Genomic DNA, 19,984 nt, shown 5'->3' on the forward strand with positions numbered 1-19,984 from the left:
CATGAGCAACAAGAACCTTCTCGTTGAACTTTTCGTCGAGGAACTGCCGCCCAAGGCGCTGAAGAAGCTGGGCGACGCCTTTGCCAGCGTGCTGGCCGACCGCCTCAAGGCCCAGGGCCTGGCCGACGCCGCCGCGGTGCCGGTCGCCTATGCCTCGCCGCGTCGCCTTGCGGCCTGGGTGCCCGGCGTGGCCGCGCGCGCGGCCGACAAGCCGGTGCAGCAGAAGCTGATGCCGGTCAGCGTCGGCCTGGACGCGCAGGGCCAGCCCACCCCGGCGCTGCTCAAGAAGCTCGCCGCGCTGGGCGTGGACGCCTCGGTGGTGCCGCAGCTGCGGCGCGCGGTCGACGGCAAGGCCGAAGCGCTGTTCCACGACAGCGTGGCGCCCGGCGTGACGCTGGCCGAAGGGCTGCAGAAGGCGCTGGAAGACGCGATCGCCGGCCTGCCGATCCCCAAGGTCATGACCTACCAGCTGGCCGACGGCTGGACCAGCGTCAACTTCGTGCGTCCCGCGCACGGGCTGGTCGCTCTGCACGGCGACGAGGTCGTGCCGGTCAGCGTGCTGGGCCTGCAGGCCGGGCGCAACACCCAGGGGCACCGCTTCGAGGCGCTGCACAACCCCATCGTGCTGCGCGACGCCGACAGCTACGCCGAGCAGATGCGCAGCGAAGGCGCGGTGATCGCCAGCTTCGACGAGCGCCGTGCCGAGATCGCGCGCCAGCTGCAGGCCGCGGCCGAGCGCGTCGGCGGCGGCGTGCGCCCGATCGAGGACGAGGCGCTGCTGGACGAGGTGACGGCGCTGGTCGAGCGGCCCAACGTGCTGGTCGGCCAGTTCGAGCCCGAGTTCCTCGAGGTGCCGCAGGAATGCCTCATCCTGACGATGAAGGCCAACCAGAAGTACTTCCCGCTGCTCGACGCCGACGGCCGGCTGACGCACCGCTTCCTGGTGGTCAGCAACATCAGCCCGGACGACCCGAGCGCGGTGATCGGCGGCAACGAGCGCGTGGTGCGTCCGCGCCTGGCCGACGCGAAGTTCTTCTTCGACCAGGACCGCAAGAAGACGCTGGCCTCGCGCGTGCCGGGACTGGCCAAGGTGGTCTACCACAACAAGCTCGGCAGCCAGGGCGAGCGCATCGAGCGCGTGCGCACGATCGCGCGCGCGATCGCCGAGACGCTGGGCGGGCCGGTGCTGGCGCAGCGCGCCGACCAGGTGGCGATGCTGGCCAAGGCCGACCTGCTGACCGACATGGTCGGCGAGTTCCCCGAGCTGCAGGGCATCATGGGCCGCTACTACGCGCTCAACGACGGCCTGGACACCACGGTGGCCGATGCCATCGAGGACCACTACAAGCCGCGCTTCGCCGGCGACGAGCTGCCGCGCCACGAGCTTGGCGTGGTGGTCGCGCTGGCCGACAAGCTCGAGACCCTGGTCGGCCTGTTCGGCATCGGGCAGGTGCCCACCGGCGACAAGGACCCGTTCGCGCTGCGCCGCCATGCGCTCGGCGTGATCCGCATGCTGATCGAGCGCGACCTGCCGCTGGAGCCGCAGGCGCTGATCGACGTCGCCTTCGCGGCGTTCCCGGCCGGCCACGGCCAGGCGCAGGCCGAGGTGGCGCAGTTCATGCGCGAGCGCCTGGTCAACTACCTGCGCGACGCCGGCTACGGGGCGCGCGAGGTGGAGGCGGTGGTCGAGGTCGGCCCGGCGCGCTGGGGCGACATCCCGAAGCGCCTGCAGGCCGTGCGGGCCTTTGCCTCGCTGCCCGAGGCCGAGAGCCTGGCCGCGGCCAACAAGCGCGTGGGCAACATCCTGAAGAAGGCCGAGGGCGCGGTCGAGCCGCGCATCGACGCGGCGCTGCTGCGCGAGCCGGCCGAGCAGGCGCTGGCCCAGGCCTTGCAAGAGGTCAAGCCGCAGGCCGACGCGGCCTTCGAGCGCGGCGACTACGCGGTGTCGCTGCAGGCGCTGGCGGCGCTCAAGGCGCCGGTCGATGCCTTCTTCGACACCGTGATGGTCAACGCCGAGGACCCGGCGCTGCGGGCCAACCGGCTGGGGCTGCTGGCGACGCTGCACGCGGCGATGAACCGCGTGGCCGACCTGTCGCGGCTGGCCGGCTGAGGCGGCCCCCTCGCGAATCCGAAGGAGTGCGGCGATGGATCGTGCGATGAAACTGGTGGTGCTGGGACGCGACGGCGTGCTCAACCGCTACCGCGACGAGCACGTGGCCACGCCGCAGGAATGGGAGCCGGTGCCCGGCGCGCTGGAGGCCGTGGCCCGCCTCAACCATGCCGGCTGGCACGTGGTGGTCGCGACCAACCAGCCCGGCCTGGGCTCGGGGCTGCTGGACATGGCCGGCCTCAACGCGGTGCACCGGCACATGAACGAACTGCTGGCGCGGCACGGCGCACGCATCGACGCGGTGTTCATCTGCCCGCACACCGCGGCCGACGGCTGCGACTGCCGCAAGCCGGCGCCCGGCCTGCTGTACAGGATCGCCGAGCGCTTCGGCGTGAACCTGTCGCAGGTGGCGGTGGCCGGCGACACGCTGCGCGACCTGCAGGCGGCCCACGCCGCGGGCTGCGAGCCGCACCTGCTGCGCACCGGCCGCAGCGCCCAGCTGGACGACGAGGCGGCCGAGCGCCTGGCCGCCCAGGTGCCGGGCAGCCGCGTGCACGCCGACCTGGACGCCTTGGCGTCCTTCCTGGTGCAGCGCGACCGCCCGGACGCGGACGTCGGGGCGATGCGATGAGCGGCGGGCAGGGGGGACGCATGAAACTGCTGATCCTCGACCGCGACGGCACGCTCAACGAAGACCGTGACGATTTCGTGAAGTCCCCCGACGAGTGGCAGCCGCTGCCGGGGGCGCTGGAGGCCGTGGCGCGACTGAACCGCGCCGGCTGGACCGTGGTCGTCGCGACCAACCAGTCCGGGCTGGCGCGCGGCCTGTTCGACGTGGCGACGCTGGAGGCCATGCACGCCAAGATGGCCGCGCTGCTGGCCGCGCACGGCGGGCGCGTCGAGAAGGTCTATTACTGCCCCCACGGGCCCGACGACGGCTGCGATTGCCGCAAGCCGCGGCCCGGGTTGTTCCGGCGCATCGCCGAAGACTTCGGCGTCGACCTGTCCGGCGTGCCGACGGTCGGCGATTCGCTGCGCGACCTGCAGGCCGGCGCCGCGCTGGGCTGCGCCACCCACCTGGTGCGCACCGGCAAGGCGGCGCGCCTGGACGCGGCGGGGCTGGCCGAGCTGTGCCAGCGCGTGCCCGGCACCCAGGTGCACGCCGACCTCCCCGCCTTTGCCGATGCCCTGCTGCGCGGCGACGCCGCCGGTGCTTCCCTGGCCTGACCCGACACCTACCTGTCCGATCCGATGCTGTTCCTGCGCTCCCTGCTCTACATGCTGTGGCTGATCGTCACGGTCGTGCCGTATGCCGTCATGGTGCTGGTCGTCTCCATCTTCGTGCGCGGCGCGCCGCTGTACTGGCTGTGCGTCGGCTGGATCCGCATCGCGCTGTTCGGCGCGCGCTGGATCTGCGGCATCCGCGAGCGCGTGCAGGGCCTGGAGAACCTGCCCGACGGCCCCTGCATCCTGCTGTCCAAGCACCAGTCGGCCTGGGAGACGCTGGCGCTGCCGAAGATCATGCCGCGGCCGCTCAGCTTCGTCTTCAAGCGCGAGCTGCTGTTCGTGCCCTTCTTCGGCTGGGCGCTGGGCCGCCTCGACATGGTGCACATCGACCGCAGCAAGCGCGCCGAGGCCTGGGCCAAGGTGGCCGAGCAGGGCCGCCGCTTCATGGAGCAGGGCTGCTGGGTGATCATGTTCCCGGAAGGCACGCGCACGCCGCGCGGCAGTCAGGGCACCTACAAGTCCGGCGGCACGCGCCTGGCGGTGACCACCGGCGTGCCGGTGGTGCCGATCGCGGTGACCTCGGCGCGCTGCTGGCCGCGCCAGGCCTTCATCAAGCGCCCGGGCACCATCGACGTCTCGATCGGCAAGCCGATCCCGTCTGCCGGCCGCAACGCCGACGAGCTGATGCGCGAGGTCGAGGCCTGGATCGAGGCCGAGATGCGCCGCCTCGACCCCGAGGCTTATGCGCAGCCGGCGCCGGCCGCGGCCGCGGCCGGCGGCGCGAACTGACCCCGGGCCCGGCGCTGCCCGGCGTCGCAGGCAGCGCCTATACTTCGCGGCCATGGCACGCGGCAAGGCAAGCTTCCTCGAATCGTTGCAGCTGAGCCTGCCCCTGTTCGCCCCCGACGTGCCCGAGCCGCCCGCACCGGCGCCGCTGCTGCCGCGCGCGACGCTGCCTCCGGCGCCCGTCGCCAGCGCCACGCCCCCCGAGCCCGAACCCCGCGGTGCCCTGTCCCCGGTGGTGTTCCGCCATCCGCGCGCCAGCCGCGAGCTGCGCCTCGACGGGCACCTCGTCGCCTATGAACTGAAGCGCTCCAAGCGCCGCTCGATCGGCTTCGTCGTCGGGCCGGACGGCCTGAGCGTGAGCGCGCCGCGCTGGGTCGGGCAGGCCGAGATCGAGTCGGCGTTGCGCGAGAAGGGCGGCTGGATCCTGCGCAAGCTGGCCGAGCAGGCCGAGCGCAACAAGCGCCTGCAGCAGGCCCGGGTGGAATGGCGCGACGGCACCTCGCTGCCGTTCCTCGGCGAGACGGTGATCGTCGTGCTGGACCCGCGTGCCACCGGTGCGGTGCTCAACAGCGCTGCCGACGCGCTGCCGGGCGTGCCCAGGCTGACGCTGCACGTGGGGCTGCCGCAGCACGCGACGCCCGAGCAGATCCGCGACGCGGTGCAGGCCTGGCTGCAGCGCCAGGCGCGGCGCATCTTCGAGGAGCGCTGCCAGCACTTCGCGCAGCGCCTGGGCGTGAGCTACCGGCGCCTGGCGCTGTCCTCCGCGCAGACCCGCTGGGGCAGCGCCTCGGCCGACGGCTCGATCCGCCTGAACTGGCGGCTGATCCACTTCGCGCTGCCGACCATCGACTACGTCGTGGCGCACGAGCTGGCGCACCTGCGCGAGATGAACCACAGCCCGCGCTTCTGGGACGTGGTGCGCTCGGTGATGCCGGACTACGAGCAGGCGCGCGGCACGCTGCGCGACAGCGTGCTGCCGGTGCTCGACTGAGCCGGGCGGCCGGCCCGGTCGAGGCCCCTCAGGCGGGGGCGAAGCGGTACACCCCGTCCGATCCGGCGGTGCGCTTCAGGCGCCCGCCCAGCCACAGCGCATGCAGGTGGGCGATCGCCTCGCCCATCGCGAAGGTGGTCTGGTGCAGGTCGAGCTTGCGGTGGAACAGCACCGGCAGGATGTCGGCCGCGCTGCAGGGCGCGGCACGGCAGGCCTGCATCACGTCGGCCAGGCGCGCGTCGTGGTGGTCGTGCAGCTGGCGCACGCGCTCGTGCAGGCCGCGGAACGGCCGGCCGTGCGCCGGCAGCACCAGCGTGTCCTCGGGCAGCGGGCTCAGGCGGTCCAGCGAGGCGAGGTACAGCGGCAGCGGGTTGCCCTCGGGCTCCATGTCGAACACGCTGACGTTGGTCGAGATGCGCGGCAGCACCATGTCGCCCGACAGCAGCACGTGCAGCTCGTCGCAGTACAGCGAGATGTGCTCCGGCGCGTGGCCGTAGCCGCTGATGCAGCGCCAGGCGCGCCCGCCGATGTCCAGCACGTCGCCGTCCATCAGGCGGCGGTACTGCGCCGGCACCCGCGGCACCATCGAGGCGTAGTAGTTGGAGCGCGCGCGCACCTTGGCCACCGAGTCCGGGTCGGTCAGGCCGTGGCTGGCGAAGAAGCTGGCCGCCGATTCGCCGCCGTAGCCGGTGGTCGTCTGGCTGCCTACGCGCGCGGCGTTGAAGTCGGTGGCGCTGATCCACAGCCGGCACTGCCAGCGCTCGGTCAGCCAGTGCGCCAGGCCGATGTGGTCCGGGTGCATGTGCGTGACGATCACGCGCAGCACCGGCAGGCCGTCCAGTTCGTGCTCGAACACGCGCTCCCATGCGGCACGGGTGGCGTCGTCGGTGATGCCGCAGTCGACCACCGTCCAGCCCGCACGGCCGTCCTGTTCGTCGCGCAGCAGCCAGAGGTTGATGTGATCCAGCGCGAAGGGCAGGCCCATGCGGACCCAGCGCACGCCCGGCGCCACTTCCAGCGTGTGGCCGGGGGCGGGGATGCGCTCGCCATGCGGGTATTGCAGGCGATGTTCGAGTTCGTTCATTAGCTACACTTTACGTAAACGTCAATCAAGTATAGGGAACCATGGCTGCTTCTGCTGTCTCTCCGGTGTCACCCGCCTCGCCCACCTACACCATCAGCGATCTGGCCAAGGAGTTCGACCTCACCACGCGGGCCATCCGCTTCTACGAAGACTGCGGCCTGCTGTCCCCGGCGCGCAGCGGCCCCAACGGGCGCAGCCGGGTCTACACCTCGCGCGACCGCACGCGGCTCAAGCTCACGCTGCGCGGCAAGCGCCTGGGCCTGAGCCTCGCGGAGATCAAGGAACTCGTCGACATGTACGAGTCCCCGCGCGACACGGTGCCGCAGCTGAAGAAGTTCCTGGTCGTGCTGGCCGCGCATCGCGAACAGCTCGAGCAGCAACTGGCGGACCTGCAGGTCACGCTCGACGAGGTGCGCGCGCACGAGCGCGAGGCGCGCCGCCTGCTCGGGGAAATCGAGAAGAAGAAAAAGGAATGAATCCGGGCGGGCTGCCCCTAGAATTGACGTTTACGTCAACGTCAATCCGAACGGGGCCCCGGTCATGAGCCTGCCTGATCCCTCCTGGACGCCTGCCGATGCCGGCTACGCCGAGCGCGTGCGGCGCTCGTTCGAACGCCAGGCGGTCATGCAGACGCTCGGCATCACGCTGGACGAGGTGGCCCCCGGCCGCATCATGCTCGGCATGACGCACCAGCCGCACCTGGTCCAGCAGCACGGCTTCCTGCACGCGGGTGTGGTTTCCACCGCGCTGGACTCGGCCTGCGGCTACGCTGCCTTTTCGCTGATGCCGGCCGACGCCGCGGTGCTGACGATCGAGTTCAAGGTCAACCTGCTCGCGCCGGCGCGCGGGCCGCGGTTCCGCGTCGAAGGCCAGGTGGTCAAGGCCGGACGCACCATCACCGTGACCGAAGGTCGCGCGATCGAGCGGGGCGAACGCGGCGAGCGCCTGGTCGCGACGATGACGGCCACCGTCATGACGGTGCTGGGACGCGAAGGCATACAACACTGACATCCCCTGTTGAAAGGTCTAGCCATGCAACTGCCCGGACTCAACTTCCAGCTCGGCGAGGACATCGAGGCCCTGCGCGACAGCGTGCGCAGCTTCGCCCAGGCCGAGATCGCCCCGCGCGCGGCCGAGATCGACCGCACCGACCAGTTCCCGATGGACCTGTGGCGCAAGATGGGCGAGCTCGGGGTGCTGGGCATCACCGTCGAGGAGGAGTACGGCGGCGCCAGCATGGGCTACCTTGCGCACATGATCGCGATGGAGGAGATCAGCCGTGCCTCGGCCTCGGTGGGGCTGTCCTACGGCGCGCACTCCAACCTGTGCGTCAACCAGATCCGCCGCAACGGCACCGAGGCGCAGAAGAGGAAGTACCTGCCCAAGCTGATCTCGGGCGAGCATGTCGGCGCGCTGGCGATGAGCGAGCCGGGCGCCGGCTCGGACGTGGTCAGCATGAAGCTGCGCGCCGAGGACAAGGGCGGCTATTACCTGCTCAACGGCAGCAAGATGTGGATCACCAACGGGCCGGATGCCGACACGCTGGTGGTCTACGCCAAGACCGAGCCGGAGCTCAACGCCCAGGGCATCACCGCCTTCATCATCGAGAAGGGCATGAAGGGCTTCCGGGTCGCGCAGAAGCTGGACAAGCTGGGCATGCGCGGCAGCCACACCGGCGAGCTGGTGTTCGAGAACGTCGAGGTGCCCAAGGAGAACGTGCTGGGCCAGGTCAACGGCGGCGTGAAGGTGCTGATGAGCGGGCTGGACTACGAGCGCGCGGTGCTGGCCGCCGGCCCGATCGGCATCATGCAGGCGGTGATGGACAACGTCATCCCGTACATCCACGACCGCAAGCAGTTCGGCCAGAGCATCGGCGAGTTCCAGCTGATCCAGGGCAAGGTGGCCGACATGTACACCGTGCTGCAGGCCGCGCGCGCGTTCTGCTACACGGTGGGCAAGAACCTCGACATGCTGGGCAGCGCCCATGTGCGCCAGGTGCGCAAGGACTGTGCCGCGGTGATCCTGTGGTGCGCCGAGAAGGCGACCTGGATGGCCGGCGAGGGCATCCAGATCTTCGGCGGCAACGGCTACATCAACGAGTACCCGCTCGGCCGCCTGTGGCGCGACGCCAAGCTGTACGAGATCGGCGCCGGCACCAGCGAGATCCGCCGCATGCTGATCGGGCGCGAGCTGTTCGCCGAGACCGCGTGAGCGCCTGCCTTCTGAAACAGCGTGGAACCGGAGGCTGCTTACACTGTGCAGTGCAGCATGGCCTCGCCCCGCGGGGCCGCTTACGGCACAGCCCATGAGTTCACGTCTCCAGAACCTTTTCGACAACAACCGGGCCTGGGCGCAGAGCCTCGAGCAGCGCTCGCCCGGCTTCTTCTCGCGCCTGCTCGAGCAGCAGGCCCCCGAATACCTGTGGATCGGCTGCGCGGACAGCCGCGTCCCGGCCAACGAGATCGTCGGACTGCAGCCCGGCGAGCTGTTCGTCCATCGCAACGTCGCCAACGTGGTGGTGCACTCGGACCTCAACTGCCTGTCGGTGATGCAGTTCGCGGTCGACCTGCTGCGGGTCAAGCACATCATGGTGGTGGGGCACTACGGCTGCAGCGGCGTCAAGGCGGCGATGAACGACGTGCGCGTCGGCCTGGCCGACAACTGGCTGCGCCACGTGCAGGACGCGCGCAACAAGCACCGCGAGTGGCTGGAGGGCTTCGCCGACGAGGCGCGCCGCCACAACGCGCTGTGCGAGCTCAACGTGCTGGAGCAGGTGCTCAACGTGTGCCAGACGACCGTGGTGCGCGACGCCTGGCAGCGTGGCCAGCAGGTGGTGGTGCACGGCTGGGTCTACGGGCTGCACAACGGCCTGCTGCAGGACCTGCGCATCACCGTGGACGACTGCGACGCGGTGCAGCCGCGCTACGCCGAGGCGCTGGCGCAGCTGCGCGCCCGCCACGAGCGCCTGCGCGAGCTGGAGCCGGCGCGCAGCCAGGAGTAGGGCGATGTTCCCGCAGCAGCTGAACGACACCCGGGCCTTCGAGATCGCCAAGGCCCTGCTCGACGGGTTCAACCGGCACTACCGGCTGTTCCGGGAAACCAGCGCCGCGGCCAAGCAGCGCTTCGAGGCGGCCGACTGGGCGGGCCAGCAGCGCGCCCAGCGCGAGCGCATCGTCTACTACGACCTGCGCGTGCAGGAGGCGGTGGAGCGGCTGCGCAGCGAGTTCCGCGCCCACGAGCTGCCGATGGACGTGTGGCACCAGGTCAAGCTGCACTACATCGGGCTGCTGACCAACCACCTGCAGCCCGAGCTGGCCGAGACCTTCTTCAACTCGGTCACGACCAAGATCCTGCACCGCAGCTACTTCCACAACGACTTCATCTTCGTGCGCCCGGCGATCTCGACCGAGTACATCGAAAACGACGAGCCGGGCTCGCTGCCCACCTTCCGCGTCTACTACCCGACGCGCGATTCGCTGCGCGAGACGCTGCACCGCATCGTCACGAACTTCCAGCTGCAGCGCGAGTTCGACGACCTGGACCGCGACGTCGACCTGGTGCTGCAGGCGGTGGACCGCGAGTTCGGCGACATGCGCATCCGCACCAACTTCCAGGTGCAGGTGCTGTCGTCGCTGTTCTTCCGCAACAAGGGCGCCTACATCGTCGGCAAGTTCATCAACGGCTACCGCGAGATCCCGTTCTCGCTGCCCATCCTGCACGACGAGCGCGGGCGGCTGTACATCGACGCGGCGCTGTTCGGCGAGGACCAGCTGCAGAAGCTGTTCAGCTTCGCGCGCGCGTACTTCATGGTCGAGATGGAGGTGCCGGCCGCCTACGTGCACTTCCTGCGCTCGCTGATGCCGCACAAACCGCGCTCGGAGATCTACAACGCGCTGGGGCTGCACAAGCAGGGCAAGAACCTGTTCTACCGGGACTTCCTGTTCCACCTGCGGCACTCGAGCGACAAGTTCCGCATCGCGCCCGGCATCAAGGGCATGGTGATGCTGGTGTTCGACCTGCCGTCGTTCCCGTACGTGTTCAAGGTCATCAAGGACTTCTTCCCGCCGCAGAAGGACACCACGCGCGAGCAGATCCAGGCCAAGTACCGGCTGGTCAAGCAGCACGACCGCGTCGGGCGCATGGCCGACACGCTGGAGTATTCCAACGTGGCGTTCCCGTTCGAGCGCTTCGAGGAGGACCTGGTGCAGGAGCTGCTGCACTATTGCCCGAGCCAGGTCGAGATCAGCGACCGCGACGGCGACGGGCAGGTCGAGCTCATCATCCGGCACGTCTACATCGAGCGGCGCATGATCCCGCTGAACATCTACCTGCAGGAAGCGACGCCCGGGCAGGTCGAGCAGGCGGTGATCGAGTACGGCAACGCGATCAAGGACCTGGTGGCGGCCAACATCTTCCCCGGCGACATGCTGTGGAAGAACTTCGGCGTCACGCGCCACGACAAGGTCGTGTTCTACGACTACGACGAGATCGAGTACCTCACCGACTGCAACTTCCGCCGCGTGCCACCGGCACCGAACGAGGAGGTCGAGATGTCCGGCGAGATCTGGTATCCGGTGGGCCCCAGGGACATCTTCCCGGAGACCTTCGGGCCGTTCCTGCTCGGCAACGAGAAGGTGCGCGACGTGTTCATGCGCCACCACGCCGACCTGCTGGACCCGGAGTTCTGGCAGGGCCACAAGGAGCGCATCCTGGCCGGCCACATGCACGACGTGTTCCCGTACGACACCTGCCACCGCTTCCGCGTCCGGGAGCGCACGGCCCCGGCCGAAAGACCTGTTGACGAGCCGGTTGTCCCTTGAGCGGGGGCGGCCGTCTGCCTACATTGTTCCGATGAAAGGAGAGCCCCATGTCTGATCCCATCGTCATCGCTTCCGCCGCCCGCACGCCCATCGGTGGCCTGCTGGGCGACTTCGCTTCCCTGGCGGCCTGGGAGCTGGGCGCCGTGGCCATCCGCGCCGCGGTCGAGCGCTCGGGCGTGCCGGCCGACGCCGTCAACGAGGTCCTGATGGGCAACTGCCTGATGGCCGGCCAGGGCCAGGCCCCGGCGCGCCAGGCGCTGCTGAAGGCCGGCCTGCCGCAGTCGACCGGCGCGGTCACGCTGTCGAAGATGTGCGGCTCGGGCATGCGCGCGATGATGTTCGCGCACGACATGCTGGCCGCGGGCACCGCCGACGTGATGGTGGCCGGCGGCATGGAGAGCATGACCAACGCGCCGCACCTGGCCTTCGTGCGCAAGGGCGTGAAGTACGGCGTGACCCAGTTCTACGACCACATGGCGCTCGACGGGCTGGAGGACGCCTACGACCGGGGCAAGGCCATGGGCGTGTTCGCCGAGAACTGCGTGGCCAAGTACAACTTCAGCCGCGAGGCGCAGGACCAGTTCGCGATCGCCTCGACCGAGCGCTCCATCCAGGCCAACAACGACGGCAGCTTCGACTGGGAGATCGCCCCGGTGACGGTGGCCGGCAAGGGCGGCGAGACGCAGGTCACCAAGGACGAGCAGCCGTTCAAGGCCCGCATCGACAAGATCCCGGGCCTCAAGCCCGCGTTCAAGAAGGACGGCAGCATCACCGCCGCCACCTCGTCGAGCATCTCCGACGGCGCCGCGGCGCTGGTGATGATGCGCGAATCCACCGCGCGCAGCATGGGCGTGACCCCGGTGGCGCGCATCGTCGCGCACAGCGTGCACGCGCAGGCCCCGGAATGGTTCACGACCGCGCCGGTCGGCGCGATCGACAAGGTGCTGAAGAAGGCCGGCTGGACCACCAAGGACGTGGACCTCTGGGAGATCAACGAGGCGTTCGCCGCGGTGACGATGGCCGCGATGGCCGAGCACAAGCTCGACCACGCGCAGGTCAACGTGCATGGCGGTGCCTGCGCGCTGGGCCACCCGATCGGCGCCAGCGGTGCGCGCATCGTGGTCACGCTGCTCGGCGCGCTGCGCAAGCGCGGCCTGAAGAAGGGCGTGGCCGCGCTGTGCATCGGCGGCGGCGAGGCCACGGCCATGGCCGTCGAACTGTACTGACGCTCCGCGTTGACGCGGACCACAGGGAGGACAACAACATGAATGTGGTCGCAGAACGAGAGATCGTTCGAGTCGGTGAGACCTTCGGCAAGACGGTGCGCTTCACGCCGGAGGACATCGCGGCGTTCGCCGCGGCCTGCCACGACAGCAACCCCTTGCACAGCGACGCCGCCGAGGCGGGCGAGTCCCGCTTCGGCGACGTGATCGCCAGCGGCCCGCACACGGCCTCGATGCTGATGGGGCTGGCAGCCAGCCACTTCTCGCGGCGCGACGACGGCATCAAGCGGCAGATGGTGTGCCTGAACTTCAACTTCGCGTACAAGGCACCCGTGTATGCGGACGAGGACGTCGTGCTGCAGTGGACGGTCTCGTCCGTCGAATGGAACCGCAAGCTTGACGGGTACGTCGTGATGGTCGACGGCTCGGCGAACACGCAACGCTCGGGGGTCGCGGTGGTCAGCCGCGGCACCCTGCTGGTCCGGGAGGTGTCATGACCGTGTTCATCGCCGGTGCCTCGCGCGGCATCGGCCGCGAATTCGCGCGGCAGTACCGCGCCGACGGCGAGCGCGTGGTCGCGACCGCGCGCGACGAGGCGGGGCTGCAGGCCCTGCGCGAGCTGGGCTGCGAGGCCCACCGGCTGGACGTCACCGACGCGGCCAGCGTCGCCGGCCTGGGCTGGCGTGCCGACGGCGAGCGGGTCGACATCGCGATCCTCAACGCCGGCGTCTACGGGCCGCACACCGACGGCCTGCAGGCGCCCTCGCAGGAGGACTTCGACCTCGTGATGCGCACCAACGTGCTGGGGCCGATGCGGCTGCTGCAGGCGCTGCAGGAACTGCTCGCGCCGGGCGCGCGGGTGGTGGTGCTGTCGTCGGTGATGGGCTCGATCGGCCAGCGCTCCGGCGCGGCCGGCTGGCTGTACCGCGCCTCGAAGGCCGCGCTCAACTCGGTGCTCAAGGACGCCTCGACGGTGCTCGGTGCGCGCGGCGCGACCTGCGTCGCGGTGCACCCGGGCTGGGTGCGCACCGACATGGGCGGCCCTGGCGCGGCGCTGCCGGTGGAGCACAGCGTCGGCGACCTGCGCCGCCTGATCGCGCGCCTGGGCCCCGAGGACAACGGCCGCTTCTACGCCCACGGCGGCACGCCCATCCCCTGGTGACCGATCCCCGCCCACCCGACCGAGAGGCCACGCCATGCTCCTGAGCCCGGACCAGACCATGATCCGCGACGCCGTGCGCGCGTTCGTCCACGAACAGATCAGGCCGCACGCGGCGCGCTGGGACAAGGAACACCACTTCCCGAAGGACGTGCACCGCGGGCTGGCGGCGCTCGGCACCTACGGCGTGTGCGTGCCCACCGACTACGGCGGCGCCGGGCTGGACTACCTGTCGCTCGCGCTGGTGCTGGAGGAGATCGCCGCCGGCGACGGCGGCACCAGCACCGCGGTGAGCGTCAACAACTGCCCGGTGTGCGCGATCCTGCTGCGCTACGGCAACGAGGCGCAGAAGCGGCGCTGGCTGGTGCCGCTGGCGCAGGGCGAGCTGCTGGGCGCCTTCTGCCTGACCGAGCCGCACGTGGGCTCCGACGCCTCGGCGCTGCGCACCACGGCGCGGCGCGACGGCGACCACTACGTGATCGACGGTGTCAAGCAGTTCATCACCAGCGGGAAGAACGGGCAGGTGGCGATCGTCATCGCGGTGACCGACAAGGCCGCCGGCAAGCGCGGCATCAGCGCCTTCATCGTGCCGACCGACACGCCGGGCTACCGCGTCGCGCGGCTGGAGGACAAGGTGGGCCAGCACTCCAGCGACACCGCGCAGGTCGTCTTCGAGCAATGCCGCGTGCCGGCGGAGAACCTCATCGGCGAGGAAGGCGAGGGCTACCGCATCGCGCTGTCGGCGCTGGAAGGCGGGCGCATCGGCATCGCCGCGCAGAGCGTCGGGATGGCGCGTGCGGCCTTCGAGGCGGCGCTGGACTATGCCAAGCAGCGCGAGGCCTTCGGCAAGCCGATCTTCGAGCACCAGGCGGTGCAGTTCCGCCTCGCCGAGATGGCCACGCAGATCGAGGTGGCGCGCCAGATGGTCTGGCATGCCGCGGCGCTGCGCGACGCCGGCCAGCCGTGCCTGAAGGAAGCGGCGATGGCCAAGCTGTTCGCCAGCGAGATGGCCGAGCGCGTCTGCTCGGACGCGATCCAGATCCACGGCGGCTACGGCTACGTGAGCGACTTCCCGGTCGAGCGCATCTGGCGCGACGTGCGGGTGTGCCAGATCTACGAGGGCACCTCGGACGTGCAGAAGATCCTGATCGGCCGCGCGCTGGCCTGAGCCCGGCTCAGCCTTCCTGGCCCAGCTCGCGGCGCACCGCGTCGCGGAACTCGCTGGGCGACATGCCGGCGTGGCGGGTGAAGAAGCGGGTGAAGTAGGCCGCGTCCGAAAAGCCCAGCGTCAGCGCCACTTCCTTGACGCTCAGCCGCGTGTAGGCGAGGTCGCGCTTGGCCTCCAGCATCAGGCGCGCATGCAGCGCCCCCAGCGCCGAGGTGCCCAGCACCTCGCGGCAGACGCGGTTGAGCTGCGTCGGCGTGATGCCCAGCTCGCGGGCGTAGTCGTCGATGCTGCGCTGCTCGCGAAAGCGCTGGTCCAGCAGCGCACGAAAGCGCTGCGCATGCTGCAGGCTGCGCGGCGACGGGCCCTGCGTGGTGCGCGCCGGGGCCGCGGCGGCGCGCGCGGCCAGCACCAGCGCGGTCACCAGCGAGGCCTCGACCAGGTTCATGCGCCACGGCGCGGCGCCGCGCATCTCGCGCGCCAGCAGCGTGCAGGCACGGTCGATCTCGGCGAACTCGGCCGAGCCGGGCGAGAAGCGCAGGCAGTGCGGGACGGACAGGCGCTCGACCAGCTCGGGCGCGGCCTGCAGCAGGCACTGCAGGCGGTGGGCGACCACGGTGATGACCAGGCCGTCCATGTCGCGGCTGAAGCGGAAGCCGTGTTCCTCCAGCGGCGGCACGGTGATCACGCACGGCGCCTCGAACGGCACGCGCGCATCGGCGAACAGCACCTCGCCGTGGCCGCTGCGCAGGCACAGCAGCTGCGCGAACAGGTCGTGCCGGTGCGGCGAGATCTCCCAGTTGTAGAGGCGGCTGCGGTCGGCGATCGATTCGACGTGCAGCGCCTCGGGCATCAGCGGCTGCTGGTGCTCGCCGTACAGGGCGTAGGTCGGGACGCGGTGCGACACGGTGCGGCAGGTGGCCGGAGATGTTCGGATTGTCCAAGTGATTGTCGGATCCGTCCATTCCGGGCAAGCCCGATGCTGCCTACGCTTGGCTTATCAAAAAGCAAAGAGGAGACACGCCATGAGAACGCAGGTGGCGATCATCGGCTCCGGCCCCTCGGGCCTGCTGCTCGGCCAGTTGCTGCACAAGGCCGGCATCGACGCCGTGATCCTGGAAAAGCACACCAAGGACTACGTGCTGTCGCGCATCCGCGCCGGCATCATCGAGCAGATCTGCGTGGACCTGCTCGACGAGGCGGGCGTGGGCGAGCGCATGCACCGGCAGGGCCTGGTGCACCACGGCATCGAGATCGCGTTCAAGGGCCGGCGCCACCGCATCGACTTCAAGGCGCTGACCGGCGGCAAGTCGGTGATGGTCTACGGCCAGACCGAGATCACCCGCGACCTGATGGACGCCCGCGAGGCGGCCGGCCTGCCCACCGTCTACGAGGCGGCCGACGTCAGCATCCACGACTTCGACACCGCGCGCCCGCGGGTGCGCTACGTCAAGGACGGCAAGGCGCACGAGATCGAGTGCGACTTCATCGCCGGGTGCGACGGCTACCACGGCGTGTGCCGCGCCAGCGTGCCGCAGGGCGCGCTGACCACCTACGAGCGCGTCTACCCGTTCGGCTGGCTGGGCCTGCTGTCGGACACCCCGCCGGTTTCCGACGAGCTCATCTACATCAACCACGAGCGCGGCTTCGCGCTGTGCAGCATGCGATCGCGCACGCGCAGCCGCTACTACGTGCAGTGCTCGCTGGAGGACAAGGTCGAGCAGTGGTCCGACGATGCCTTCTGGGACGAGCTGCGCCGCCGCATGGACCCGGAGACGGCCGAGCGGCTGGTCACCGGCCCCTCGATCGAGAAGAGCATCGCCCCGCTGCGCAGCTTCGTCGCCGAGCCGATGCGCTTCGGCCGGCTGTTCCTGGCCGGCGACGCGGCGCACATCGTGCCGCCCACCGGCGCCAAGGGCCTGAACCTCGCGGCGGCGGACGTGCGCTACCTGTCGCGGGCGCTGATCGAGTACTACCGCGACAGGAGCGAGGCCGGCATCGACCACTATTCCGAGAAGGCCTTGCGGCGCATCTGGAAGGCCGAGCGCTTCTCGTGGATGATGACCAACCTGCTGCACCGCTTCCCGGACCAGGGCGACTTCGGCCGGCGCATCCAGGAGGCGGAGCTGGACTACCTGGTCTCGTCCACCGCGGCCTCGACCTCGCTGGCCGAGAACTACGTGGGCCTGCCGTTCGAGGATTGACGCAAACCCGGGTTGCGGTGGCGGGGCCGGGACCTTACGCTGGCAAGGTTGTACCCGGACCCCACCGCATGAAGGACATCCCGATCGGCGCCCGCGCCGAGCTCACCTACACCGTCACGCGCGAGACGACGGTCCCGCACATCTACCCCGAGTTCGAGGAATTCCGCCAGATGCCGGAGGTGTTCGCCACCGGCCTGATGGTGAGCATGCTCGAGGCCTGCTGCCAGCGGGCCATCCTGCCTTACCTCGACTGGCCGCGCGAAGGGTCGCTGGGCACGCACGTGAACTTCTCGCACCTGGCGCCGACGGCGCCGGGCATGACCATCCACGTGCAGGCCGAGGTGATCGCGGTCGACGGGCGCCGCATCACCTTCCGCGCCGAGGCGCACGACGGCATCGACAAGATCTCCGAAGGCACCCACGAGCGCGCCGTGGTCGACTACGCACGCTTCAACGCCAAGGTGGCGGACAAGCGCGCGCGCGCCGGCCTGGCCGGCTGAAGCCAGGTGCCCCCGATGGCCCGCGCCGCATCGTCCGTTCCCAGCCCCTGCGTCAGCGTGTGCCGCATGAACGAGGCCACCGGCTGGTGCGAAGGCTGCATGCGCACGCTGGACGAGATCGCGGCCTGGTCGACGATGAGCGATGCCGAAAAATGGCAGGTCTGGAAGCAGCTGCCGCGCCGGCGCGAACGCTGCCAGGCCGCCGCCCCGACCACCGATCCCCGACACCGACCGTGAAGCAGCTCACCTTCTACTTCGACTTCGTCTCGCCCTACGCCTACCTCGCCTTCGAGCGGCTGCCGCAGGCGCTGCAGGGCCTCTCGTATACCGTGCGCTACCAGCCGGTGCTGCTGGCCGGGCTGCTGCAGCATCACGGCCAGCGCGCGCCGGCCGAGCTGGAGCCCAAGCGCGTGTGGATCTACCGCCAGGTCGCCTGGCAGGCGCACCGGCTCGGCGTCCCGCTGCGCATGCCGGCGGCGCACCCGTTCAACCCGCTGTCGCTGCTGCGGCTGGCGCTGGCCTGCCCGGAGGCGGGCGACACGCCCAACCGCCATGTCTGCGAGAAGGTGTTCCGCCATGTCTGGGAGGGCGGCCTGGCCGCCGACGATCCCGCGCGGCTGGCCGCGCTCGCCGCCGAGCTGGCGCCGCGGCAGGACCCGGCTGGCGACGCGGTCAAGCAGGCGCTGCGCCACGCGACCGAGGAGGCCGCCCGGCGCGGCGTGTTCGGCGTGCCCACCATCGAGGTCGACGGCCGCCTGTTCTGGGGGCTGGACTCGCTCGACATGCTGGCCGCCTGCCTGGGCGGGGAGCCCTGGTTCGACGGGCCGCAGTGGGACGACGCGGCCCGGGTGCCCCTGGGCGTCACCTTCGGCCGCCCGTAGGCCCCGCCGCCGGGGCGGCCTGCAACCGGGTGTAGCGGCGGCCGGCACGGCCCGCGAGAGCGGGCGCGCCCCTTTCCGGCACCGGCCCGGCACAACGTTGTGTCACCAAGCGGCCCTCCGGGCTTGCGCAACGAGCCCGTTTCGCCCGCTACCATGCGTGCCAGCCCGCCGTGCCGGCGCCTTCCGGGCGCCGGCGCAGTGTTCCTGCTGGTTTTTCGAACCGACGTACGCACCGTGCAACGCCGACATTTCCTGTCCTGTCTCGCTGCCCTGGCTTCGGGCGGCTCGCTGCTCCACGGCCAGGCGCTGGCCGCGGACCTCAAGCCCATCGGCAAGCCCCAGCCGTTCGATTACGCCTGGCTCAAGGGCCATGCCCGCCACCTGGCGAGCCGGCCCTACCAGGCGCCGCGCTCGACGCTGCCCAAGGGGCTGGACAACCTGACCTGGGACCAGTACCAGTCCATCCGCTTCCGCAAGGAGCGCGCGCTGTGGCGCGACGACCAGCTGCGCTTCCAGGCGCAGTTCTTCCACCTGGGGCTGTTCTTCAAGTCGCCGGTGCGCATGTTCGAGGTGGTCGACGGCCAGGCGCAGGAGATCGCCTACGACCCCGCGCTGTTCGACCATTCCGAAAGCGGCGTGCCGGCCGAGCGCCTGCCGCCGGACCTGGGCTTCGCGGGCTTCCGCATCAACTTCCACACCGACCTGCAGCGCGACATCGCCGCCTTCCTGGGCGCGAGCTACTTCCGCGCGGTGGGCGGCGAGTGGCAGTACGGCCAGTCGGCGCGCGGGCTGGCCATCGACACCGGCATGAACCGGCCGGAGGAGTTCCCGAACTTCGTCGCCTTCTGGCTCGAAAAACCCGCGCGCCAGTCCAGCACGCTGACGGTCTATGCGCTGCTCGACTCGCCCAGCATCGCGGGGGCGTACCGCTTCGTGATCACGCCGGGCGACACGCAGGTGATGGACATCGACGCCGCGCTGTACCCGCGCAAGGTGATCGAGCGCATCGGCATCGCGCCGTGCACCAGCATGTTCCAGTTCGGCGAGAACGACAAGCGCATGGCCAACGACTGGCGCCCGGAGATCCACGACACCGACGGCCTGCAGATGTGGACCGGCAACGGCGAGTGGATCTGGCGCCCGCTGACCAACCCGGCGCACCTGCGCTTCAACGCCTTCCAGGACAACAACCCGCGCGGCTTCGGCCTGCTGCAGCGCGACCGCAACTTCGACCACTACCAGGATGACGGCGTGTTTTACGACAAGCGCCCGAGCCTGTGGGTCGAGCCCAAGCACGGCTGGGGGCCGGGCTCGGTGCAGCTGGTCGAGATCCCCACCGTCGACGAGACCTTCGACAACATCGTCGCGTTCTGGAACCCGGCCGACAAGCCCCAGCCCGGGCAGGAGCTGCTGTTCGGCTATCGCCTCTACTGGGGGGCGCACCCGCCCGCGCGGCCGCCGCTGGCCGAATGCGTGGCCACGCGCACCGGCATCGGCGGCATCGTCGGCCAGCCGCGCAAGTACTTCTCGTGGCGCTTCGCGGTGGACTTCGCCGGCGGCGACCTGTCGCTGATCGGCAAGGACGCCAAGGTCGAGCCCGTGATCTGGGCCTCGCGCGGGCAGATCGAGATCACGTCCGCGCGGCCGCTGCACGCCATCAACGGCTGGCGCGCGATGTTCGACCTGCGCCCGCTGGACGACAGCACCCGGCCGATCGACCTGCGGCTGTACCTGCAATGCGACGGCCAGCCGCTCACCGAGACCTGGCTGTACCAGTGGGACCCGCCGCCGCCTGCGGAGCGCAAGTTCCAGTGAGGCGTCGGGCGGTGGCCGA

General features: G+C 70.4%; 21 protein-coding genes. 19 read left to right on the forward strand and 2 right to left on the reverse strand.

The genetic code is table 11. The features are described 5' to 3' along the window. The first annotated feature begins 1 nt into the window (after position 1). From glyS to IS481_RS02690, 5 genes are read left to right on the forward strand one after another with little or no spacing between them, the layout of a single operon-like run. Positions 2 to 2,110 (forward strand): glycine--tRNA ligase subunit beta, encoded by a 2,109-nt coding sequence (gene glyS / locus IS481_RS02670; RefSeq protein ID WP_104358251.1) that lies wholly within the window; start codon positions 2 to 4, stop codon positions 2,108 to 2,110. A gap of 34 nt (positions 2,111 to 2,144) precedes the next feature. Beyond that, on the forward strand, positions 2,145 to 2,741 hold the full coding sequence (gene gmhB / locus IS481_RS02675) for a D-glycero-beta-D-manno-heptose 1,7-bisphosphate 7-phosphatase (RefSeq protein ID WP_232529439.1): 597 nt from the start codon (positions 2,145 to 2,147) through the stop codon (positions 2,739 to 2,741). A gap of 20 nt (positions 2,742 to 2,761) precedes the next feature. After that, positions 2,762 to 3,337, forward strand: coding sequence for a D-glycero-beta-D-manno-heptose 1,7-bisphosphate 7-phosphatase (gene gmhB, locus IS481_RS02680; protein ID WP_104358250.1), 576 nt, complete (start codon positions 2,762 to 2,764; stop codon positions 3,335 to 3,337). 24 nt (positions 3,338 to 3,361) lie between these two features. Beyond that, positions 3,362 to 4,126 (forward strand): lysophospholipid acyltransferase family protein, encoded by a 765-nt coding sequence (locus IS481_RS02685; protein ID WP_104358249.1) that lies wholly within the window; start codon positions 3,362 to 3,364, stop codon positions 4,124 to 4,126. After that, complete coding sequence (locus IS481_RS02690; RefSeq protein ID WP_419186865.1) at positions 4,080 to 5,114, forward strand: M48 family metallopeptidase; 1,035 nt, start codon at positions 4,080 to 4,082, stop codon at positions 5,112 to 5,114. The genes IS481_RS02685 and IS481_RS02690 overlap by 47 nt, the downstream gene beginning before the upstream one ends. Before the next feature lie 28 nt (positions 5,115 to 5,142). Here IS481_RS02690 and IS481_RS02695 read toward each other — a convergent pair whose 3' ends face one another. Continuing rightward, a complete protein-coding gene (locus tag IS481_RS02695) occupies positions 5,143 to 6,198 on the reverse strand; it encodes an MBL fold metallo-hydrolase (protein WP_104358247.1) in 1,056 nt (351 codons plus the stop codon). Positions 6,199 to 6,239: 41 nt separating this feature from the next. Here IS481_RS02695 and IS481_RS02700 point away from each other — a divergent pair, with 41 nt between their 5' ends. The 9 genes from IS481_RS02700 to IS481_RS02740 all read left to right on the forward strand — a co-directional run bounded on the left by IS481_RS02700 (position 6,240) and on the right by IS481_RS02740 (position 14,568). Further along, positions 6,240 to 6,674 (forward strand): MerR family transcriptional regulator, encoded by a 435-nt coding sequence (locus IS481_RS02700; RefSeq protein ID WP_104358246.1) that lies wholly within the window; start codon positions 6,240 to 6,242, stop codon positions 6,672 to 6,674. A 64-nt stretch (positions 6,675 to 6,738) separates the two neighbouring features. Continuing rightward, on the forward strand, positions 6,739 to 7,206 hold the full coding sequence (locus tag IS481_RS02705; RefSeq protein WP_104358245.1) for a PaaI family thioesterase: 468 nt from the start codon (positions 6,739 to 6,741) through the stop codon (positions 7,204 to 7,206). Between the two features lie 24 nt (positions 7,207 to 7,230). After that, entirely contained in the window at positions 7,231 to 8,409 is a 1,179-nt protein-coding gene (locus tag IS481_RS02710; RefSeq protein WP_104358244.1) for an isovaleryl-CoA dehydrogenase, read from the forward strand. Between the two features lie 94 nt (positions 8,410 to 8,503). After that, complete coding sequence (gene can / locus IS481_RS02715) at positions 8,504 to 9,199, forward strand: carbonate dehydratase (protein ID WP_104358243.1); 696 nt, start codon at positions 8,504 to 8,506, stop codon at positions 9,197 to 9,199. Positions 9,200 to 9,203: 4 nt separating this feature from the next. Further along, positions 9,204 to 11,018 (forward strand): bifunctional isocitrate dehydrogenase kinase/phosphatase, encoded by a 1,815-nt coding sequence (gene aceK, locus IS481_RS02720; RefSeq protein WP_104358242.1) that lies wholly within the window; start codon positions 9,204 to 9,206, stop codon positions 11,016 to 11,018. A 47-nt stretch (positions 11,019 to 11,065) separates the two neighbouring features. After that, complete coding sequence (locus tag IS481_RS02725) at positions 11,066 to 12,244, forward strand: acetyl-CoA C-acyltransferase (protein ID WP_104358241.1); 1,179 nt, start codon at positions 11,066 to 11,068, stop codon at positions 12,242 to 12,244. Between the two features lie 38 nt (positions 12,245 to 12,282). Further along, positions 12,283 to 12,738 carry a MaoC family dehydratase gene (locus IS481_RS02730; protein ID WP_104358240.1) on the forward strand — a complete coding sequence of 152 codons (456 nt, stop codon included), beginning with the start codon at positions 12,283 to 12,285 and terminating at the stop codon, positions 12,736 to 12,738. Further along, positions 12,735 to 13,403 carry an SDR family oxidoreductase gene (locus tag IS481_RS02735; RefSeq protein WP_104358239.1) on the forward strand — a complete coding sequence of 223 codons (669 nt, stop codon included), beginning with the start codon at positions 12,735 to 12,737 and terminating at the stop codon, positions 13,401 to 13,403. Before IS481_RS02730 ends, IS481_RS02735 begins: the two co-directional genes overlap by 4 nt. A gap of 34 nt (positions 13,404 to 13,437) precedes the next feature. Next, complete coding sequence (locus tag IS481_RS02740) at positions 13,438 to 14,568, forward strand: acyl-CoA dehydrogenase family protein (protein WP_104358238.1); 1,131 nt, start codon at positions 13,438 to 13,440, stop codon at positions 14,566 to 14,568. A 7-nt stretch (positions 14,569 to 14,575) separates the two neighbouring features. Here the strand turns inward: IS481_RS02740 and IS481_RS02745 are convergent, their stop codons facing one another. Beyond that, entirely contained in the window at positions 14,576 to 15,472 is an 897-nt protein-coding gene (locus IS481_RS02745; RefSeq protein WP_104358237.1) for a helix-turn-helix domain-containing protein, read from the reverse strand. Between the two features lie 118 nt (positions 15,473 to 15,590). Between IS481_RS02745 and pobA the strand changes: the two genes are divergently transcribed. The 5 genes from pobA (at position 15,591) to IS481_RS02770 (ending at position 19,965) form a co-directional block, all read left to right on the forward strand. Then, positions 15,591 to 16,769, forward strand: a complete 1,179-nt coding sequence (gene pobA / locus IS481_RS02750) for a 4-hydroxybenzoate 3-monooxygenase (RefSeq protein WP_104358236.1) — start codon at positions 15,591 to 15,593, stop codon at positions 16,767 to 16,769. Between the two features lie 68 nt (positions 16,770 to 16,837). Beyond that, on the forward strand, positions 16,838 to 17,269 hold the full coding sequence (locus tag IS481_RS02755; RefSeq protein WP_104358235.1) for a thioesterase family protein: 432 nt from the start codon (positions 16,838 to 16,840) through the stop codon (positions 17,267 to 17,269). A 15-nt stretch (positions 17,270 to 17,284) separates the two neighbouring features. Next, a complete protein-coding gene (locus tag IS481_RS02760) occupies positions 17,285 to 17,506 on the forward strand; it encodes a DUF1289 domain-containing protein (RefSeq protein WP_104358234.1) in 222 nt (73 codons plus the stop codon). Further along, positions 17,503 to 18,150 carry a 2-hydroxychromene-2-carboxylate isomerase gene (locus IS481_RS02765; RefSeq protein ID WP_104358233.1) on the forward strand — a complete coding sequence of 216 codons (648 nt, stop codon included), beginning with the start codon at positions 17,503 to 17,505 and terminating at the stop codon, positions 18,148 to 18,150. Before IS481_RS02760 ends, IS481_RS02765 begins: the two co-directional genes overlap by 4 nt. 234 nt (positions 18,151 to 18,384) lie before the next feature. Next, positions 18,385 to 19,965, forward strand: coding sequence for an OpgD/OpgG family glucan biosynthesis protein (locus tag IS481_RS02770; RefSeq protein WP_232529440.1), 1,581 nt, complete (start codon positions 18,385 to 18,387; stop codon positions 19,963 to 19,965). The last annotated feature ends 19 nt before the right edge of the window (positions 19,966 to 19,984 follow it).

Source organism: Caldimonas thermodepolymerans (assembly GCF_015476235.1).
GTDB classification, from domain to species: Bacteria; Pseudomonadota; Gammaproteobacteria; order Burkholderiales; family Burkholderiaceae_C; genus Caldimonas; species Caldimonas thermodepolymerans.

Bases quoted from the DNA above. Each gene is read 5' to 3' on its own strand.
- IS481_RS02705 (WP_104358245.1), top strand. From the start codon at position 6,739: ATGAGCCTGCCTGATCCCTCCTGGACGCCTGCCGATGCCGGCTACGCC.
- IS481_RS02740 (WP_104358238.1), top strand. From the start codon at position 13,438: ATGCTCCTGAGCCCGGACCAGACCATGATCCGCGACGCCGTGCGCGCG.
- gmhB (WP_104358250.1), top strand. From the start codon at position 2,762: ATGAAACTGCTGATCCTCGACCGCGACGGCACGCTCAACGAAGACCGT.
- can (WP_104358243.1), top strand. From the start codon at position 8,504: ATGAGTTCACGTCTCCAGAACCTTTTCGACAACAACCGGGCCTGGGCG.
- IS481_RS02730 (WP_104358240.1), top strand. From the start codon at position 12,283: ATGAATGTGGTCGCAGAACGAGAGATCGTTCGAGTCGGTGAGACCTTC.
- IS481_RS02695 (WP_104358247.1), bottom strand. From the start codon at position 6,198: ATGAACGAACTCGAACATCGCCTGCAATACCCGCATGGCGAGCGCATC.
- gmhB (WP_232529439.1), top strand. From the start codon at position 2,145: ATGGATCGTGCGATGAAACTGGTGGTGCTGGGACGCGACGGCGTGCTC.
- IS481_RS02710 (WP_104358244.1), top strand. From the start codon at position 7,231: ATGCAACTGCCCGGACTCAACTTCCAGCTCGGCGAGGACATCGAGGCC.
- aceK (WP_104358242.1), top strand. From the start codon at position 9,204: ATGTTCCCGCAGCAGCTGAACGACACCCGGGCCTTCGAGATCGCCAAG.
- IS481_RS02690 (WP_419186865.1), top strand. From the start codon at position 4,080: ATGCGCAGCCGGCGCCGGCCGCGGCCGCGGCCGGCGGCGCGAACTGAC.
- IS481_RS02760 (WP_104358234.1), top strand. From the start codon at position 17,285: ATGGCCCGCGCCGCATCGTCCGTTCCCAGCCCCTGCGTCAGCGTGTGC.
- glyS (WP_104358251.1), top strand. From the start codon at position 2: ATGAGCAACAAGAACCTTCTCGTTGAACTTTTCGTCGAGGAACTGCCG.
- IS481_RS02735 (WP_104358239.1), top strand. From the start codon at position 12,735: ATGACCGTGTTCATCGCCGGTGCCTCGCGCGGCATCGGCCGCGAATTC.
- pobA (WP_104358236.1), top strand. From the start codon at position 15,591: ATGAGAACGCAGGTGGCGATCATCGGCTCCGGCCCCTCGGGCCTGCTG.
- IS481_RS02755 (WP_104358235.1), top strand. From the start codon at position 16,838: ATGAAGGACATCCCGATCGGCGCCCGCGCCGAGCTCACCTACACCGTC.
- IS481_RS02725 (WP_104358241.1), top strand. From the start codon at position 11,066: ATGTCTGATCCCATCGTCATCGCTTCCGCCGCCCGCACGCCCATCGGT.
- IS481_RS02700 (WP_104358246.1), top strand. From the start codon at position 6,240: ATGGCTGCTTCTGCTGTCTCTCCGGTGTCACCCGCCTCGCCCACCTAC.
- IS481_RS02685 (WP_104358249.1), top strand. From the start codon at position 3,362: ATGCTGTTCCTGCGCTCCCTGCTCTACATGCTGTGGCTGATCGTCACG.